Consider the following 18417-nt stretch of genomic DNA (forward strand, 5'->3'; position numbering starts at 1 on the left):
CACGGGACGTCGCGGCGGGGATGGTCCAGGGGCCGCCCCAAGGGCTGGTTTGATAGGTCCCATGAGGCCTTACGACGCGTTTTTGCTGATCTCCTTCGGTGGACCGGAGGGCGAGGACGAGGTCATCCCCTTCCTGGAGAACGTCACCCGCGGACGCAACATCCCCCGCGAGCGGTTGGCCGAGGTCGGTGAGCACTACTTCCTGTTCGGTGGCGTGAGCCCGATCAACCAGCAGTGCCGGGACCTGATCGCCGCGATCACCGACGACTTCGCCGCCAACGGGGTGGACCTGCCCGTCTACTGGGGCAACCGGTTCTGGGAACCGATGCTCACCGACACCCTCGCCACGATGCGGGACGACGGCGTGCGCCGGGTGCTGGCCCTGCCCACCTCCGCGTACTGCAACTGGTCCAGTCGCACCGCCTACCGCGAGGACATCGACCGGGCCAGGGCCGCGCTGGGCGACGACGCGCCCGAGGTCGACCTGATCCGCCCCTTCTACGACCACCCGGGCTTCGTCGAACCGCTGGTCGAACACACCGCCGCCGCCCTGGCCGCCCTCCCCGCCGACCAGCGCGCGGGCGCGCACCTGCTGTTCTCGGCGCACTCCATCCCCACCGCGATGGCCGAGGCCAGCGGCGGCCCGGGCCAGGAGTTCGGCCCCGAGGGGGCCTACGGCGCCCAGCTCGCCGAGGTGGCGCGGATGGTGGCGGAGCGGCTCGACGGCGACCACCCCTACGAGGTCGTCTACCAGAGCCGCAGCGGCCCGCCCAGCCAGCCCTGGCTGGAACCGGACGTCAACGACCGCATCGACGAGCTGGCCAAGGAGGGCACGCCCGCGGTCGTGGTCGTCCCGCACGGGTTCGTCTCCGACCACATGGAGGTCAAGTTCGACCTCGATGTGGAGGCCCGCGAGACCGCGCGGAAGCTGGGCATCGGCTACGAGCGCGCGCTCAGCCCCGGGACCCACCCGCGCTTCGTCTCCATGGTGACCGAACTCGTCCGCGAGTACACCGACCGGACCGGACCGGTGCGCCTGAGCGACCTGCCGAAGTGCGCCGAGGGCGACCAGCCCTGCTGCCGGCAGCGCTGACCCCGGGCGGGAGGAGGTCCACGGCTGTGCCTGTCGTGGGCCTCCGCCGCCCGTCGCCCCCCACCACCCTCGACCGACGCCCACGGCGCAGCCCTGCTCCTGGCTCGTTCCCCGCTCGCGGCTCGACTCGTCCCGCGGAACCCTGGCGGCACCCGAACCGAACCCCCTGGCGACCGGGTCCGACGGCGCCCCAGCCGTCGGCGGGGAGGCGCCCGATAGGGTCGGCTCCAGACCACAAGTCGACGGTTCAGGAGGATTCGCCTTGGTTCGTTCCTGGTACGAACTACCGGAATACGTCCGTCTCCGCCGGGTCAACGGGCTGCGCCTGTCCCCGGACGGCACCCGCCTCGTGGCGCCCGTCAGCGGGCTCGCCCCCGACGGCACGTCCTTCCACAGCGCCCTGTGGGAGATCGACGTCGCCCCCGAGTCCGAGGGCGGGAGCGCTCCCCGGCGGCTGACCCGCTCCGCCGAGGGCGAGAGCGCCGCCGACTTCCTCCCCGACGGATCCGTCCTGTTCACCTCCGGCCGCCCCGATCCCGACGCCGCCTCCGACGACACCCCCGGCGCCGCGCTGTGGCTGCTTCCCGCCGGGGGCGGCGAGGCCCGCCAGGTCGCCTCCCACCCCGGAGGCGTCTCCTCCTTCACCGTCGCGCGCGACTCCGGCCTGGTGGCCTTCACCTGCGACGTCCATCCCGGCAGCGAGACCGCCGAGGCCGACCGACAGGCGCGCAAGGCCCGCGAGGAGGCGGGGGTCACCGCGATCCTCCACGAGGCCCTGCCCATCCGCTACTGGGACGGCGACGTCGGTCCGGACCACCCCCGCTACCTGGTCGCCGAACCGCCCGCCGACGACGAGTCGGGCCTGGGCGAGCACCGGGACCTGACCCCCGACGCCGGAATGGCCCTGGTGGCCTCCTCCGGCGAACTCACCCCCGACGGGTCGGCGCTGATCACCGAGTGGCAGGTCCCCACCGGACGGGGCACCACACGCGCCGACGTCGTGTCCGTCGACACGGCCACCGGCCGGCGACGCACCCTGGCCAGCGCCCCCGACCGCGACTTCGGCGGCCCCCGGGTCTCCCCCGACGGCCGCCGGGCCCTCCTCACGTGCGGTTCGGCGGGCACCTACGACGGCGAGCCCCGCGACCTCACCCTCTGGCTGGTCGACCTCGACACCGGCGAGGGCCGCGACCTGCTGCCCGACCACGAGCTCTGGCCGCGCGACTACGCGTGGGCGGCCGACTCCCGGGCCGTCTTCCTCGTCGCCGACCAGAACGGCCGCAGACCGGTCTTCCGCGTCGACCTGGACACCGGCGCGCTGACCCGCCTCACGGGCGACCACGGCGCCTACAGCGCGCTCAACCCCTCGCCCGACGGCCGCCACGTGTTCGCGCTGCGCGACGCCTGGGACGCCCCGCCCTCGCCCGTGCGCCTGGACGCCGCCGCCACCGACGGCGCGCCCACGCCGCTGCGCACGCCCGGCTCCGAGCTGACCATGCCCGGCACCCTGACCGAGGTCGAGACCACGGCCGACGACGGCGAGCGGATCCGCGCCTGGCTCGTGCTGCCGGAGGAGGCCTCGGCCGACTCACCCGCCCCGCTGATGCTCTGGGTGCACGGCGGCCCCTACATGAGCTTCAACGGCTGGTCCTGGCGCTGGAACCCGTGGCTGCTCGCCGCGCGCGGCTACGCCGTCCTGCTGCCGGACCCCGCGCTGTCCACCGGGTACGGACAGCGGATGCTGCGCCGCGCCTGGGGAACGTGGGGGCCGCGCACCCACGCCGACGTCATGGCCATCACCGACGCCGCCGAGGCGCGCGAGGACGTCGACGCCGGCCGCACCGCCATGATGGGCGGCTCCTTCGGCGGGTACATGGCCAACTGGATCGCCGGGCACACCGACCGGTTCCGGGCCATCGTCTCGCACGCCTCCCTGTGGGCGCTGGACGGCTTCAGCGGCACCACCGACCACCCGGCGGTGTGGGAGCGGGAGTTCGGGACCCCGCTCGCCCAACCCGAGCGCTACACGCTGAACTCGCCGCACCTGCACGCCGACCGGATCCGCACGCCCATGCTCGTCATCCACGGGGACAAGGACTACCGCGTCCCCATCGGGGAGGGCATGCGGTTGTGGCGCGACCTGCTCCTGCACGAGGTGGACGCCAAGTTCCTCTACTTCCCGGACGAGAACCACTGGATCCTCAAGCCCGGCAACGCCCGGATCTGGTACGAGACGATCTTCGCCTTCCTGGACCACCACGTCCACGGCAAGGAGTGGACCAGGCCGGAACTGCTCTAGCCAGCCGACCCGTACCACCCGCGACCCACGAACGGGGGACCCACACGTGAGTACCAGCCATCACCCGCCCGACCCCGAGGAGCTGCGCGCGCTCGCCGTGCACGTGGCGGCCGAGGCGGGAGAGCTCGCCGCCGAGGGGCAGAGGGGGGTCACCGTACTCGACACCAAGTCCAGCCCCACCGACGTCGTCACCAAGATGGACCGGGCCGCCGAGGAGCTCATCCGCACGCGCCTGCTCCAGGCCCGTCCCGACGACGCGATCCTGGGGGAGGAGGGCGGCGGCGAGAGCGGCACCAGCGGTGTGCGGTGGATCGTCGACCCGATCGACGGAACGGTCAACTACCTGTACGGGAGCCCCGACTGGGCGGTGGCGGTCGCGGCGGAGGTCGACGGCCGGGTCGTGGCGGCGGCCGTGAACGTGCCCTCGCGCGGGGAGATGTTCGAGGCGGTCCTCGGGGGCGGCGCGCGCCTCGACGGGGTGGTCCTGCGCGCCCCGGACGCGGTTCCGCTCGACCGGGCCCTGGTGGCCACCGGCTTCGGGTACTTCCCCGAGCGCCGGGCGCAGCAGGCCAGGGTCCTGTTGGAGGTGCTTCCCCGGGTCCGCGACATCCGGCGCCGCGGCTCGGCGGCCGTGGATCTGACCGGCCTGGCGACCGGCCGCTGCGACGCCTACTACGAGCGCGGCCTCCACCCCTGGGACTGGGCCGCGCCCGGCCTGGTCGCCAGTGAGGCGGGCGTGCGCGTCGGCGGAGCCGGCGGCGGGCCGCCCAGCGGCGACCTGGTGATCGCGGCGCGTCCCGAGCTGTACGAGGCCCTCGACCGTCTGCTGGCGCCGCTGGGGGCCGACACGGACGGCTGAGGGGCCCGGAGCCGGGGGCGCGTCGGTCCCACGGCGCCGGGGCGGCGCACGAGGGGCGGGGCGGACCCGTGGTCCACCCCGCCCCGAGTGCTCGGCGCCTGACCCGGGGGATCCGGTTCAGGGCCGTCGGTCCCGCGTCAGCAGCGGGTGTCGATGCCGTTGCGAGCCGCGATTCGGTACAGGTCCTCCAGCTCCGACGCGTGTGTGTCGGCGAGGAAGTCGTCCCCGGCGGCCTGAGCCGAGCGGAGCGACCGGGAGGTCTCGTTGATCCGGACCTTGATCTCTGCGAGGAACTCGCCCATGACACCTCTTTCAGGGGTCGGCACCAGGGCATACGGATGCCCTGGTGGAAAGCGGTCAGCGCACGACAGCGTGTCCGCGCGATGCGGTGGCGCCACCTCGGTGTGGCGTGGTGCCCGTCGCGGTCCGGCGCCGGGGCCGGTGTCCACGCGTGCGTCTACTACCCCTACCGCATGGTGCGCCAAACCAAACCACCACCCCCGCTTTCGCGCTCCCGGGGATCGTCCCCGCGAGCGCGGTCCGGCGGCGGCCCCGGGTGGGTGTCGCATGACACATTTCCCCTGTGGGCCCGCGGCTTACTTGTTTCTTATTCTTGATGTGTCAGATTCGAGATGTGCGGGGTTGGGCCGCCGCCGACGGTTGGGGGATTCGTCGGCGGCGGCTCCCCGTGCGAAGCAGGGAAGCAATGTCCCCGGCCCAGCGCCCGTGTCCCCACGGGGCGAGGAGGGCGGACCCCCGCGGCGGAGTCCGCGGCGGGTTTACCGCCTCCTTACCCCGGGTGTGGGAGAACGGATGACGCGGCCGGGGCCACGAACGCCGCTGCCGGTGTGTTGGGGGATGCGCCGGCAGCGGCCCCTCTTCTTTTCCCACGCAACAGAGGTCGAGAAGGTCAACGTGCGCGTACTCGTGGTCGAAGACGAACGGGTCCTGGCCGACACCGTGGCGGTCGGGCTCCGACGCGAGTCGATGGCGGTCGACGTGGTCTACGACGGCGACACCGCCCTGGAGTACGTCGCGGTCAACGACTACGACGTGGTCGTCCTCGACCGCGACCTGCCCGGGACCCACGGCGACGACGTCGCCCGCTCGCTGGTCGGCGACAGCTACACCGGACGCATCCTCATGCTCACCGCCTCCGACGGCGTGCAGGACAAGGTGGACGGGCTGACCCTCGGCGCCGACGACTACCTGGCCAAGCCCTTCGCCTTCGCCGAGCTCGTCGCCCGCGTGCACGCCCTGGGCCGCCGCGCGGTTCCGCCGCTGCCCCCCGTCCTGGAACGGCACGGCATCACGCTCGACCCCGCCAACCACCGGGTCTACCGCGACGGCCGCGAACTGCCGCTCACGCCCAAGGAGTTCGCCGTCCTCCACGTGCTCATGCGCGCCCGGGGCACCGTGGTCAGCGCCGAGGGGCTGCTGGAGAAGGCCTGGGACGAGAACGCCGACCCGTTCACCAACGTCGTCAGGGTCACGGTCATGACCCTGCGCAAGAAGCTCGGTGACCCACCGGTCATCCAGACCGTCCCCGGCGCGGGGTACCGGCTGTGAGACCGGCGGAGCGGCCGGAGCCGGGGCAGGTCGAGCCCACCCGTCCGGGCGACACCGGTACGTGGCGCAGGCTCAACGCCGTCGCCCCCTCCGGGGAGGGGGCGGAGCGCTCCGCCGCCGCCGAGCGGGTGCACCGCTTCACGGACAACCTCAGCCTGCGCTCGCGGCTCACCCTCATCTACGGGATGCTGTTCTTCGCCGCGGGCTCGGTGCTGGTCCTGGTCAACTACCTCATCGTCACCGTCCTGCTCAACGCCCTCCTGGCCGAGGACGGCGCCCCGGAGCTGGCCACGCAGAGCTACCACATCGAGGAGGTGCTCACCCACGTCACGCGGTTCTCCCTGCTCGCCCTGTTCCTGGTGGGGCTGCTCGCGGTCGGGTTGGGGTACGCGGTGGCCGGGCGGGCGCTCTCTCCGCTCCAGAAGATCACCCGCATCGCCCGGCGGCTGTCCGAACGCTCACTGCACGAACGGATCGCCCTCTCCGGCCCCGACGACGAGATCCGCGAACTCGCCGACACCTTCGACGGCATGCTGGAGCGGCTCGACCGCGCCTTCGACGGCCAGCGCCGGTTCGTCGCCAACGCCTCGCACGAGCTGCGCACCCCCCTGGCGATCAACCGGACACTCCTGGAGGTGGCGCTCAGCGCACCGGACGTCTCCGCCGACCTCAAGACCGTCGGGCAGACCCTGCTGGAGACCAACGCACGGCACGAACGCCTCATCGACGGCCTCCTCTTCCTGGCCAAGAGCGACCGGGAGCTGGAGTCGCGCACCCGCGTCGACCTCGGCGAGGTCGCCGAGACGGTGCTCAGCCAGCTGGCGGGCGACCTGTCCGAGTCCGGCCTCCAGCTGCGTCTGGACCTGCGCCCCGCGCTGGTGGAGGGCGACCCCGTCCTCCTGGAGCGGCTCGTGGGCAACCTGGTGGAGAACGCCCTCAAGTACAACGTCGCCGAGGGTGAGATCACCGTCCGCAGCGGCATGTACGAGGGTCGGCCCGCCGTCCAGGTGGAGAACTCGGGCAAGGTGATCCCCGCCTACGAGATCGAGGGCCTCTTCGAACCGTTCCGTCGCGGCTCCGGCGACCGCGTCGGGTCGGGGCGCAGCGCCGGTCTCGGACTGTCCATCGTCCGGTCCGTGGTGCGCGCGCACGACGGCGTCGTGACCGCCTGGCCGCGCGCGGGCGGCGGGCTCGTCGTCACCGTGTGCCTGCCGGTCCCTCCCGGTGAGGCGGACGACCGCCGCTGAGGCCCGTCCGCGAGCTGCGCACCGCCACGCTTCGTGGTATCTATACGTGTCCGAAGACACGCCCACCCATGTCACGAGCGTCGACTCCGGGTGGGTATGCTTCCCCGGGCGTGGACACGGAGGGAATCCCTCCTGACGTGGGCATGTCTTGGTTCTTGCCCACCTGTGGGGGAGTGTTCCGCGCTCGTCCGTGATGGGCGGAAGCAGGGTTTTCAGGTCTATCGGGAACCCCGACGCTGGGTAGTACACGGGAACGGGCCGGCGCGCGGTCGCTGTGGCCGCCTTCGGCCACGATCCCACGGAAGTGCTGCTGACCTGTGGACGGTGACCCGGGAGGGGGCACGGTTCGCCGGGGTCGGAGAAACTCATCGGCCGAACCGGGCACAACGAAGGTCTCTCAAGCGTTACACCCGCGCGACGAGGCACTGAACGAGGGGGATGGAGTTAGCACAGATGGCCACCGACTACGACAGCCCGCGCAAGACTGACGAGGAAATCAACGAGGACAGTCTCCAGGAGTTGCAGGCGCGGCGCGCGGACAAGAGCGCAGGGCCGATCGACGCCGACCCCGACGAGGTCGCCGAGGGGCTGGAGCTGCCCGGCGCGGACCTGTCCGGCGAGGAGCTCGCGGTCCGCGTCCTCCCACGCCAGGCCGACGAGTTCACCTGCGCGCGGTGCTTCCTGGTGCACCACCGCAGCCAGCTCGCCGAACAGCGCGACAAGCAGCTGATCTGCAAGGAATGCGTCTGATCGGACGGGGCGGGCCACCGTTCCCGTCCGCTGCGGCGCCGCCGTTCCCCGTCCCGGGGACCGCACGGCGGTGTTGACCGACGTGCACGGCGGTGGACGGCCGACCACACGCGTCACGCGTGCGGTGGGCCGTCCACCGCGTGCTTCTTCAGGGGTGCCCGCTCAGGGCCTCCGCCCGGCTTCGGCCCGCGCCCGTTCCGGATGCCCCGTTCGGCTTCGGGCCGTGTGACGAACCCCGAGGGTGCGGTCAGGCCTCGATCTCGTCACGGTCGGGCCGGACCAGCCCCTTGCGCGCGGTGCGCACGGCCAGCACCCGGGCGACCTCCACGCCGACACCGGCCACCACGGCCCACCCCAGCGCGCGGCCGAGGCCGACCTCGGGCGACTCCAGGTCCGTCGGGGGCTCCTCTCCGGTGGCGCGTGTCCAGGCGAAGGTCAGGGCTTTGCGGGTGACGTACTCCGCGGCGAACCCCGCCACGAATCCCAGCACCGCGGGGGCGAGTTCACCGCCGTCCTTCTTGGCCATATCGTCTCGTTCACCGTTTCCGTTGGGCTTCGACGGCGCACGACCGGCGCGCGCCGTATCCGTACGGGGATCCTTTCACGGACTCCCCCTGCGCGTATGATACCCCGGTGGGGTATTGACGCCATCGTGGGAGGCTCGGGAAAGCGGAACGATCACGGTCGTCGGCGGACTACCATTGCCCCATGACCAACCGCTCTCATTCCTTCCGCATGCCCGACAAGCCTTCGCTGGACGGTATCGAGGCGAAGTGGGTCGACGTATGGGATGAGTCCGGCGTCTACCACTTCGACCGCACCCGCAGCCGCGAGGACGTCTACTCCATCGACACCCCGCCGCCCACCGTCTCGGGTTCGCTGCACATCGGCCACGTGTTCTCCTACACGCACACCGACACCGTCGCCCGCTTCCAGCGGATGAACGGCAAGTCCGTCTTCTACCCGATGGGCTGGGACGACAACGGTCTGCCCACCGAGCGCCGCGTCCAGAACTACTACGGCGTGCGCTGCGACCCGTCGATCCCCTACGACCCGGACTTCCAACCGCCGGCCAAGCCCAACCCCAAGCGGCAGGTCCCCATCTCCCGCCGCAACTTCATCGAGCTGTGCGACCGGCTCACCGAAGAGGACGAGAAGGTCTTCGAGTCGATCTGGCGCCGCCTCGGGCTCAGCGTCGACTGGCGGTACACCTACGCCACCATCGACGACAACTCCCGAGCCGCCGCCCAGCGCGCCTTCCTGCGCAACCTGGCCCGCGGCGAGGCCTACATGGCCGAGGCGCCCACCCTGTGGGACGTCACCTTCCGCACCGCCGTCGCCCAGGCCGAGTTGGAGGACCGGGAGCGCCCCAGCGCCTACCACAAGATCGCCTTCCACAAGCCCGATGGCGAACCGGTCCACATCGAGACCACCCGTCCCGAGCTGCTCGCGGCCTGCGTCGCCCTGGTCGCCCACCCCGACGACGAGCGTTACCAGGACCTGTTCGGAACCACCGTGCGCACCCCGGTCTTCGGCGTCGAGGTTCCGGTTCGCCCGCACCGCCTCGCCGACCCCGAGAAGGGGTCCGGCATCGCGATGATCTGCACCTTCGGTGACATCACCGACGTCACCTGGTGGCGAGAGCTCCAGCTGGAGACCCGCCCCATCATCGGCTGGGACGGCCGCATCATGGCCGACCCGCCCAAGGGCCTGGACTCCCCCGAGGGGCGCGAGGCCTACGCCACGCTCGTCGGCGCCACCGTGCACACCGCGCGCGAGCGCATGGTCGAACTCCTGCGGGCCAGCGGCGACCTGATCGGCGAGCCCAGCCCGATCACCCACCCGGTGAAGTTCTACGAGAAGGGCGACAAGCCCCTGGAGATCGTCACCACCCGTCAGTGGTACATCCGCAACGGCGGCCGTGACGAGGACCTGCGCGAGCAGCTCATCCAGCGCGGACGCGAGCTCGTCTGGCACCCCGAGCACATGCGCTCGCGGTACGAGAACTGGGTCGGCGGCCTCAACGGCGACTGGCTGATCAGCCGCCAGCGCTTCTTCGGCGTGCCGTTCCCGGTCTGGTATCCGCTCGACGCCGAGGGCAACCCGCGCTACGACGAGCCGATCCTGCCGAGCGAGGACCAGCTTCCGGTCGACCCCAGCTCGCAGGCGCCCGAGGGCTACACCGAGGAGCAGCGCGGTCAGGCGGGCGGCTTCATCGGCGACCCCGACGTCATGGACACCTGGGCGACCTCCTCCCTGTCGCCGCAGATCGCCTCCGGCTGGGAACGCGACCCCGACCTGTTCGAGCGCGTCTTCCCGATGGACTTCCGCCCCCAGGGCCAGGACATCATCCGGACCTGGCTGTTCTCCACGGTCGTGCGCGCCCACTTCGAGCACGGCACCCTGCCCTGGAGCACCACCGGCATCTCCGGCTGGATCCTGGACCCGGACCGCAAGAAGATGTCCAAGTCCAAGGGCAACGTGGTCACCCCGATCGCCCTGCTGGAGAAGTACAGCTCCGACGCGGTCCGGTACTGGGCGGCCAGCGGCCGGCTGGGCACCGACACCGCGATGGACGAGGGTCAGATGAAGGTCGGCCGACGGCTGTCCATCAAGATCCTCAACGCCAGCAAGTTCGTCATGTCGGTCGCGGGCGAGGGCGCCACCACCGACCCGGCCGCGGTCACCGAGCCGCTGGACCGGGCGATGCTGGCCACCCTGGCGGACGTGGTGGAGGACGCCACCGCCGCCTTCACCGGCTACGACCACACCCGGGCCCTGGAGCGCACCGAGCGTTTCTTCTGGGACTTCTGTGACGACTACCTGGAGCTGGTCAAGGCCCGCGCCTACGACACCGAGTCGCCCGAGGGCGCCTCGGCGCGCGCCGCCCTGCTCATCGCCCTGGGAGCCCTGCACCGGTTGTTCGCGCCCTTCGTCCCCTTCGTCACCGAAGAGGTCTGGAGCTGGTGGCAGGAGGGGTCCGTGCACGCCCAGCCCTGGCCGGACGCCGCCGAGTACCGCGCCGCGGCCGCCGACGGCGACCCGGCCGTGCTCGCCGCCACCGCCGAGGTCCTGCGCGCGGTGCGCAAGGCCAAGTCCGAGGCCAAGCTGTCCATGCGCGCCGAGGTCGAGCGGGTCCGGGTGTCGGGCAAGCAGGCCGAGTCGGCCCGGGCCGCCAGCGGTGACCTCGCCGCCGCCGGACGTGCCTCGGGGATCGACTTCGAGGCCACCGACGAGGCCGAGCTCACCGTCGAGGTGACGCTGCCGGAGCCGACCGAGGACCGGTGAGCCGACTCTCCGGCGGCGCCCGAGGGTTCCTCGGGCGCCGCCGGAGTGCTGCGCGGGGAGGCGAGCCGCCGACGGGGAACGGACGTCAGGCGCCGCCGAAGGAGGCGGTGCGCCGCCCGGCGCCCGTTGAGGATGGCGGAGGGCGACGAAGAGGGGCACCGCGTCGGTGCCGTCGGACACCGGACCCGACTCTCGGGGCGATAGGCTCAACGGTTGTGAGTACCTCATCCCTGGACGGCGGTCGGACCCCGATCACGGTCCGCCGCCTGGACCCCGACCTTCCCCTGCCCGAGTACGCGCATCCCGGTGACGCGGGTGCCGACCTGTACACCGCCGTCGACGTCGATCTGGCGCCGGGGGAGCGGGCCACGGTCCCCACCGGCCTGGCGATCGCCCTGCCCGACGGGTTCGCCGCCTTCGTGCACCCGCGCTCGGGGTTGGCGGCGCGCTGCGGGGTGACGATCGTCAACGCGCCGGGCACCGTCGACGCGGGGTACCGCGGTGAGATCAGGGTGACACTCATCAACACCGACCGGGACACCCCCGTGCGGTTGTCCCGCGGCGACCGCATCGCGCAGCTGGTCGTCCAGCGCGTGGAACGGGTCGAGTTCGTCGAGGCGGACTCCCTGCCCGGGTCGGTGCGCGGTGCGGGCGGTTTCGGTTCGACCGGGGGCCACGCCGCGCTGCGGTGACGGTGCCCCGAAACCCCGGTGCGACCCGGGATCAACGGAAGCGGAGAGGTGAGGGCGTGTTTGGACGCCGCCGTAAGAAGCGGGACGACAAGGCCGGGAGAGGCCCGGAGACCGGGGCCGCCTCCCGGAGGACGGGCGCCGCGGGCGAGGTCTCCTTCGACAACGAGGTCGAGCCCGCCGCACCGGCCGAGCGGATCGTCAAGGACGCTGACCGGTACCGTGCCACCGGACCGTGGGACTCCACCGAGGAGGTCCCCGAGGCCCGGCGGATGGACCTGGGCAGCATCCGCGTGCCGATGGAACAGGGCACCGAGATCCAGGTGAACGTCGCCCAGGACGCTCAGGGCAAGCAGAAGATCATCGGAGTGACGCTGGTCCGGGGCAAGACCGCGCTCCAGGTGCAGCCCTTCGCCGCCCCCAAGTCCTCCGGGCTGTGGGACGAGATGCGCGCGGAGCTGCGCGAACAGGTCACCAGGCAGGGCGGCAAGGCCGAGGAGCACGACGGCACCTTCGGTCCCGAGCTCCAGGCGGTCATCCCGGTCAAGGGCAGGACCACCGAGGACGGCAGGCAGCTGGGCCAGCGCGTGCGGTTCATCGGCGTGGACGGCCCGCGCTGGGTGCTGCGCGGTGTGATCCGCGGCGAGGGCGCCGCCAAGCCCGAGATGATGGCCGAGGCCGAGCAGCTGTTCGCCAACATCGTGGTGGTCCGCGGAGACCAGCCGGTACCGCCCAGTGAGCTGCTGGAGATCACCGTGCCCAAGCAGCTCCAGGAACAGATGGCCGCCGCCGTCAAGGCGCGCGCGGCCCAGCAGCGGGCGGCCCGCAACGGCGACGCCGGGGGTTCCCCGAACGGCTCGGCGCCCGGCGGCCAGGCCGGACCGACGCGGGGCGACGCCACCGGCTCCTGAGGCCGCCTCGTGGTGTGCCGGGGAGGCGCGCGTTCTAGGGTGAGTGCCATGACGGACATGAACGAAAGCAGCGCCCCCCGGCCCCTCCCCGAGGACTGGAACCGTGCCCTGGCGGTGGTCGCCCACCCCGACGACCTGGAGTTCGGGGTGTCGTCGGCGCTCGCCCGCTGGACGAGTCAGGGCAAGAGCGTGGTCGAGCTCATGGTGACCCGGGGCGAGGCGGGCATCGACAGCCTCCCGCCGGAGGAGTGCGGGCCCCTGCGCATGGCCGAACAGCGCGCCTCGGCGGCCGCCGTGGGCGCCGAGACGGTGGAGTTCCTCGACTTCGCCGACGGCGCCCTGGAGTACGGCCTGCCACTGCGGCGTGCGCTCGCCCAGGCGATCCGGAGGCACCGCCCGGACGTCATCGTCTCCATCAACTTCCGCGAGGCATTCCCGGGCGGGACGTCCTTCAACCACGCCGACCACCGGGTGCTCGGCCCCGCCCTGCTGGACGCGGTGCGCGACGCCGCCAACCGGTGGGTGTTCACCGACCAGCTCGGCGACGGCGTCGAACCGTGGTCCGGGGTGCGGTTCGTGGCCTTCGGCGCCTCGCCGAGGCCGACGCACTACGTGGAGCTGGGCGAGGCCGACCTGGCGTCGGGGATCGCCTCCCTGAACGCGCACGAGGTCTACCTGGCCAACCTCGACGGCTTCGACCAGAAGTCCTTCCTGTCCACGGCCGCCGCCGAGGCGGGCGGCCGGGTGGGGACGGCGCTGGCCACCGAGTTCGAGGTCTTCGACGCCTGACCGGGGCCGCCGCTCAGGTCGCGGCGGGTCCGGGGTCCACGGGGTCGGCCACACGGCCCAGGAAGAGGATCGCCTCACCGCGCCGCAGGACGAACACGAACGGCCGGTCCACGGTGAACTCCACCGGCGGGGGCGGTGCGGGCGGGATGGCCGAGGCAGCCGCCACGGCCGTCGCGGCGGCTGCCTCGGCCCCGACCTCGTCCACCCTGATCACGGACCGGTGCAGGATCCGATCCAGCCGTACCGCCTGGTCACTCATCCCGGGCAGGTCGGGGCGGGAGCCGGTCAACTCGTCGAGGTCCAGCTCGCGGAGGGCGTCGAACACGTCGACGGTGTGCTCCAACCGGAACCGCGGCAGGGCGAGGTCGACGTGTCGGCGGACGGCACGGTCATCCAGCTCGGCCAGGGTGTCCGGGGTCAGGGCGGGCGGGTCCCCGGCGTCGTCGTCGGGCAGGAGCACGTCGAGGGTCAGATCCCCACCGCCCTCCAGACACACCATGCTCCACCCCGCGGCGCGGGCGTGCACTCGCTGCTCGCCCGAGCGCATCATCGGTACCTCCCGCTCTCCGTCGGGTGCGCGGAAGAGGCGGGGGCGCGTCGCCTCCGGCGCGAAGGGATCGAGCCAGCTCAGACGGACCCACAGCGTGGTGGTCAGCACCGCGAGGGTCTCCGGGGTGACCGACCCCGGAGGCAGGAGGTCGCGGACCAGCCCCCGGGTGGCGTCGGTGATCGCGGCGTTGATCGCGACCCGTGTCCCCTCGGGGTCGCGGGCGAAGTCGGCCGTGCCCACCGCCGAGCCGACCAGCCCGAGCAACCGGTCCTCGAACTCCGGCCGCAGCCGCATTCCCTCGGCCGTGTACAGGGTGGTGGTGGCCACGAGGTCCGCCGCGTCCCCCGCCCGCACGGCCGTGTCCAGGAGGTCCAGATGGGCGGCCACGGCGGTGTCGGCCTCGGGCGGTGCGGGGAACGCGTTGGCGGCCAGGAGCACGTGGCACAGCTGGTCGCGTGTCTGCTTCTCCGCCGCCAGGGCGAGGAGGGCCAGCGCGGTGCCGACAGACTGGGGCGACCACACGTGCGAGCGTCCCGGGGCCGTCATCGCCCAGTCCAACAGGGCGGCGAGGAACGCGTGGTCGCGGTGGGCGGTGGAGGGTGGAACGGTCACTCTCGTCCTTCACTGGTCGGGCGGGGCGGCCGGGGGCGGTCAGGTCGCGGCGGGTCCGGGGTCCACGGGGTCGGCCACACGGCCCAGGAAGAGGATCGCCTCACCGCGCCGCAGGACGAACACGAACGGCCGGTCCACGGTGAACGGAACCGGCTCGGGGGCGACCACCGTCGACATCAGCATCATCACGGCGGTGGCCGCGGCGCCCTCGGCCCCCCTCTCGTCGACCCGCAGCACCGACTGGTGCAGGATCCGGTCCACCTTGAGCGGGTCCGGGCTGATCCCGTCGAACCGGGCGCCGGCGGTGGCGAGTTCGGTGACGCCCAGTTCCGCCAGGGGGTCGAGGAGAGGGATGTCGGCCTCCACGGAGAAGCGCGGCAGGGCCAGCCTCACCTCGCGGAGGCGGCGCGCCCGGTACAGGTCGGCCAGCGCCGCCGCGTCCGGCCCCGGCGGTGCGGCCGCAGGGTCGTCGGGCAGCAGCACGTCCAGGGTCAGGCCGTGCTCACCCGTCAACCCGACCATCCGCCACCCGGACGCCTCGGCGTAGGGCATGTCCCTTCGGCAGTGCATCGTGGGGACCTCGCGGTCGTCGTCCGGGGCGTGGAAGGGGCGGGGGCGCGTGGCGCGCGTCTCGAAGGGCTCCGTCCACACCATCCGCACCCACAGGGCGTTGACCAGGAGCATCCGCACACCGGCCGAGACCGAACCCGGGGCCAGCAGCTCGGGGATCAAGCCCCGGGTCACCTCCGCCACGCGACCGTTGACCCGCTGGCGCACCGCCTCGGGGGCGCGGGCGAAGTCGGCCTCCTCCATCTCGGCGCCGGGACGTTCGCGTGCGCGGGCCATGAACTCCGGGCGTATCCGCAGGTCGGAGGGTACGTACAGGCCGTTGAGGGTGGCCAGGTCCAGGCCGGTCGCACTCGCCACGGCCTCGTCCAGGGCGTCCAGGTGGGCGGCCACCTCCGTGCCGAGCAACCGCTCCAACTCCTCCCGGGTCCGGCCCGCGGCGGCGGTGGCCAGCAGACCGAGCGCCGTCCCCACCGAGTGGGGCGACCACACGTGGGAGGCGTCCGGGGCGGCCAGGATCCGGTCCAGGACGGAGGCGAACTCCAGATGGTCGGTTCTCGGCGGGGCGGACAACCGCATGGGGGTCTCCTCACGACATGGGCGACGGCGCCAGCGTACGGACTCGGACCGTCGGCCGCCAGGTGTGACACCGGGCACACGCCAAGGGCGGGCGAACCGGGACGTGAGGGGGCATCGGGAGCGCCCCGTTCCGACCGGGGCCGCCGTTCGTCCGGGGGCGGAGGCGACAGGTGGACTACGCTGGACGGGTGGCGCCCGAACCGAGCGCGGGCGGCTCCGACCGGACACGACGAGCACCGACCCCGGGAGCGGGATGACTGAGCAGCAGCGGGCCTCCGAGGGAGGCGCCCGGGCGACCGGGAACGGCGACGGAGCCAACGTGCCCAGGGTCACCGAGGACACCGTCGAGGCGCTCGTGCGCTCGCAGCTGGCCAAGGCACTGGGCGGCAAGCGCGGCATGGTCGAGGCGGCCGTGCCCACCCTGACCTTCACCGTGTCCTACATCGTGCTGTCCGACCTGCGGCAGTCGATCATCGCGGGTGTGGTCGCCGCCCTGGTGCTGGGCGCGGTCCGGCTGTTCCAGCGCTCGTCCGTGCAGTACGTGGTCACGAGTCTGTTCGGGATCGGCGTCGCGGCGATCTTCGCCATGCGCAGCGGAGAGGCCGCCGACGCCTTCCTGCCGGGCATCATCTACAACGCCGTCTACGCGGTGGTGCTGACCCTGTCGGTGCTGGTGCGCTGGCCCGCGATCGGCCTGATGATCGGGCCGTTCATCGGCAACAGGGAGGACTTCACCTCCTGGCGGGCCAACCCGGCCGTGGTCCGGCTCGCCTCCAGACTCACGTGGCTGCTGGTGCTGCCCTGCGTCATCCGGGTGCTCGTGCAGTACCCGCTGTGGCTGCTGAACGACCTCGACGTGGCCGACACCTTCGCCCTGCTCGGCCTGTCCAAGGTCGCGATGGGCTGGCCGCTCCAGGTCGCCGCCTTCGCGGCCATGGTGTGGCTGCTCGCGCGCGGCCGCACACCCCTGGAGGACGCTCCGGCACGGTCCGGCGAGGGCGGGTCCGGGGACACGGCCGAGGGCGGTACGGGCGACGACGAGCGCTGAGCCGTACCGCGCGCGACGTCAGGCGTCGTCGCCGGAGTCCGCGCCCCCGACGCGGCCGAGCAGCTCCTCCAGCGGCCCCAGCGCCTCCGGTTCGGCCAGGAAGACCACGGTGTTGCCCACCGACAGCGTTCGCCCGGCGTCCGGCGGGCGCACCCCGCCGGGGCCGACGACCGCCACCAGGGCCACCCCCTCGGGGAGGTTGTCGCTGAGGGCGCTCTCGGGGCCGCCCACGAACGGACTCTCGGCGTGCAGCACCGACTCGGCGATCTCCGCGCCGGGCAGCGGCGGAAGCGCCCCCTCCTCGGCCAGCTCCTCGTCGGTGACGCCCTCGACCAGGTCGGCGATGAGCCGGGGCGGGGAGACCGCCAGGTCCACCCCCCAGGACTCGTTGAACAACCACTCGTTGTCGGGCTCGTTGATCCGGGCGATCGTCCGCTCCACCCCGAACTCGGTCTTGGCCAGCAACGACACCACGAGGTTGACCTTGTCGTCACTGCTGGCCGCGATCACCACGTCGGCGTCGCCCAGCCGGGCGTCCTCCAGGCTGGCCAGCTCGCAGGCGTCGGCGAGCAGCCACTCCACCTGGGGAAGGTCGTCGACGCCGATCGCCCGGGTGTCCCGGTCGATCAGCAGCACGTCGTGGCCGCTGGCGGCCAGTTCGGTGGCGATGGAGCGGCCCACGCTGCCCGCCCCCGCGATGGCGATCCGCATCTCACTCGTGTCCCGTCTCGTCGCCGGTGTCGAAGCGCAGCGCGTCCAGGTCGCGGCCGTGGGCGACCACGTGCAGGACGTCGCCCTCGGCCAGGATCTCGTCGGAGCGTGCGAGCAGGATGCCGCCGTCCCGGGTCAGGTACACGACCCGCACCGGGGCCCGCGACTCCAGATCGGCCACCCGCCGTCCGGCCCAGCCCCGGGGGAGCGTCATCTCGTTCATGGCCAGGGTGCCGGAGGCGTCGTGCCACTCGGGACCGGCCGCCAGCCGCTCGTCGCCGGGGACCATCCGGCGCAGGATGGTGTCGGCGGTCCACCGCACCGTCCCCACGGTCGGGATGCCCAGGCGCTGGTAGACCTCGGCGCGGCGCGGGTCGTAGATCCGCGCCACCACGTGCTCGACGCCGTAGGTCTCCCGCGCCACCCGGGCGGCGATGATGTTGGAGTTGTCACCGTTGCTGACGGCGGCGAACGCCCCGGCGTGGTCGATCCCCGCCGCGAGCAGGACCTCGCGGTCGTGTCCGACACCGCGGACGGCGTGCTTGGCCACCGCGCCGCGCAGCCGCCGGAACGCCTCGGGGTCCTGGTCGATCACCGCGACCGTGTGCCCCAGGTCCACCAGTGTGTGCGCGAGGGTGGAACCCACGCGTCCACACCCCATGATCACGATGTGCACCTCGCCCGTACTCCCGTCGAGATCGCCGTTCGACCCGGTGGACGCGCCGCGCCCACGGTCACACCTTGGCACAGATCGCCCCGACACGCGCGCCCGGACCGGCCCCCGGAACGCGAGGTCGGAGCCGTCGGCCCCCAGGGTCGGTTAGATTGGGTGCGGTTGGTGGCTGTGCGCGCAGGG

The 18417-nt window shown here is 72.7% G+C and carries 17 protein-coding genes; 11 read left to right on the plus strand and 6 right to left on the minus strand.

The features are described from left to right. Positions 1-61 precede the first annotated feature (61 nt). From DVR05_RS18320 to DVR05_RS18330, 3 genes are all read left to right on the plus strand, one after another. Entirely contained in the window at positions 62-1093 is a 1032-nt protein-coding gene (locus DVR05_RS18320; RefSeq protein ID WP_116247134.1) for a ferrochelatase, read from the plus strand. 262 nt (positions 1094-1355) lie between these two features. After that, positions 1356-3392 (plus strand): S9 family peptidase, encoded by a 2037-nt coding sequence (locus tag DVR05_RS18325; RefSeq protein ID WP_116247135.1) that lies wholly within the window; start codon positions 1356-1358, stop codon positions 3390-3392. A 46-nt stretch (positions 3393-3438) separates the two neighbouring features. Continuing rightward, complete coding sequence (locus tag DVR05_RS18330; protein WP_116247136.1) at positions 3439-4251, plus strand: inositol monophosphatase family protein; 813 nt, start codon at positions 3439-3441, stop codon at positions 4249-4251. 137 nt (positions 4252-4388) lie between these two features. Here DVR05_RS18330 and DVR05_RS27095 read toward each other — a convergent pair whose 3' ends face one another. Then, positions 4389-4553 (minus strand): hypothetical protein, encoded by a 165-nt coding sequence (locus DVR05_RS27095; RefSeq protein WP_017598337.1) that lies wholly within the window; start codon positions 4551-4553, stop codon positions 4389-4391. A gap of 613 nt (positions 4554-5166) precedes the next feature. Between DVR05_RS27095 and DVR05_RS18335 the strand changes: the two genes are divergently transcribed. The 3 genes from DVR05_RS18335 (at position 5167) to DVR05_RS18345 (ending at position 7817) form a co-directional block, all read left to right on the plus strand. Beyond that, complete coding sequence (locus DVR05_RS18335; RefSeq protein WP_116247193.1) at positions 5167-5820, plus strand: response regulator transcription factor; 654 nt, start codon at positions 5167-5169, stop codon at positions 5818-5820. Further along, positions 5817-7067, plus strand: coding sequence for a cell wall metabolism sensor histidine kinase WalK (locus DVR05_RS18340; RefSeq protein WP_116247137.1), 1251 nt, complete (start codon positions 5817-5819; stop codon positions 7065-7067). Before DVR05_RS18335 ends, DVR05_RS18340 begins: the two co-directional genes overlap by 4 nt. Before the next feature lie 453 nt (positions 7068-7520). Continuing rightward, positions 7521-7817: a DUF4193 domain-containing protein gene (locus tag DVR05_RS18345; protein ID WP_116247138.1), complete on the plus strand. Its 297-nt coding sequence runs from the start codon at positions 7521-7523 to the stop codon at positions 7815-7817. Positions 7818-8064: 247 nt separating this feature from the next. Here the strand turns inward: DVR05_RS18345 and DVR05_RS18350 are convergent, their stop codons facing one another. Next, the gene (locus DVR05_RS18350) at positions 8065-8343 is read right to left on the minus strand and encodes a DUF4235 domain-containing protein (RefSeq protein ID WP_116247139.1); all 279 of its coding nucleotides are present in this window, start codon (positions 8341-8343) and stop codon (positions 8065-8067) included. 182 nt (positions 8344-8525) lie between these two features. Here DVR05_RS18350 and valS point away from each other — a divergent pair, with 182 nt between their 5' ends. The 4 genes from valS to DVR05_RS18370 all read left to right on the plus strand — a co-directional run bounded on the left by valS (position 8526) and on the right by DVR05_RS18370 (position 13494). Beyond that, complete coding sequence (gene valS / locus DVR05_RS18355; RefSeq protein WP_116247140.1) at positions 8526-11105, plus strand: valine--tRNA ligase; 2580 nt, start codon at positions 8526-8528, stop codon at positions 11103-11105. Between the two features lie 215 nt (positions 11106-11320). Further along, on the plus strand, positions 11321-11797 hold the full coding sequence (gene dut / locus DVR05_RS18360) for a dUTP diphosphatase (RefSeq protein ID WP_116247141.1): 477 nt from the start codon (positions 11321-11323) through the stop codon (positions 11795-11797). A gap of 56 nt (positions 11798-11853) precedes the next feature. Beyond that, positions 11854-12705, plus strand: a complete 852-nt coding sequence (locus tag DVR05_RS18365) for a DUF3710 domain-containing protein (protein ID WP_116247142.1) — start codon at positions 11854-11856, stop codon at positions 12703-12705. Between the two features lie 48 nt (positions 12706-12753). Next, complete coding sequence (locus tag DVR05_RS18370; protein WP_116247143.1) at positions 12754-13494, plus strand: PIG-L deacetylase family protein; 741 nt, start codon at positions 12754-12756, stop codon at positions 13492-13494. 13 nt (positions 13495-13507) lie between these two features. On the opposite strand, the gene DVR05_RS18375 is transcribed toward DVR05_RS18370, so the two are convergent. Beyond that, positions 13508-14656 (minus strand): serpin family protein, encoded by a 1149-nt coding sequence (locus DVR05_RS18375; protein ID WP_232832209.1) that lies wholly within the window; start codon positions 14654-14656, stop codon positions 13508-13510. A gap of 39 nt (positions 14657-14695) precedes the next feature. After that, positions 14696-15802 carry a serpin family protein gene (locus DVR05_RS18380; RefSeq protein WP_116247144.1) on the minus strand — a complete coding sequence of 369 codons (1107 nt, stop codon included), beginning with the start codon at positions 15800-15802 and terminating at the stop codon, positions 14696-14698. A gap of 253 nt (positions 15803-16055) precedes the next feature. Here DVR05_RS18380 and DVR05_RS18385 point away from each other — a divergent pair, with 253 nt between their 5' ends. Further along, positions 16056-16850: a DUF3159 domain-containing protein gene (locus DVR05_RS18385; protein WP_116247145.1), complete on the plus strand. Its 795-nt coding sequence runs from the start codon at positions 16056-16058 to the stop codon at positions 16848-16850. Positions 16851-16868: 18 nt separating this feature from the next. On the opposite strand, the gene DVR05_RS18390 is transcribed toward DVR05_RS18385, so the two are convergent. After that, positions 16869-17561: a TrkA family potassium uptake protein gene (locus DVR05_RS18390; RefSeq protein ID WP_116247146.1), complete on the minus strand. Its 693-nt coding sequence runs from the start codon at positions 17559-17561 to the stop codon at positions 16869-16871. Between the two features lies 1 nt (position 17562). Continuing rightward, the gene (locus tag DVR05_RS18395; protein WP_116247147.1) at positions 17563-18237 is read right to left on the minus strand and encodes a TrkA family potassium uptake protein; all 675 of its coding nucleotides are present in this window, start codon (positions 18235-18237) and stop codon (positions 17563-17565) included. Positions 18238-18417 lie beyond the last annotated feature (180 nt).

This window comes from Nocardiopsis sp. FIRDI 009, assembly GCF_003386285.1.
GTDB lineage: Bacteria > Actinomycetota > Actinomycetes > Streptosporangiales > Streptosporangiaceae > Nocardiopsis.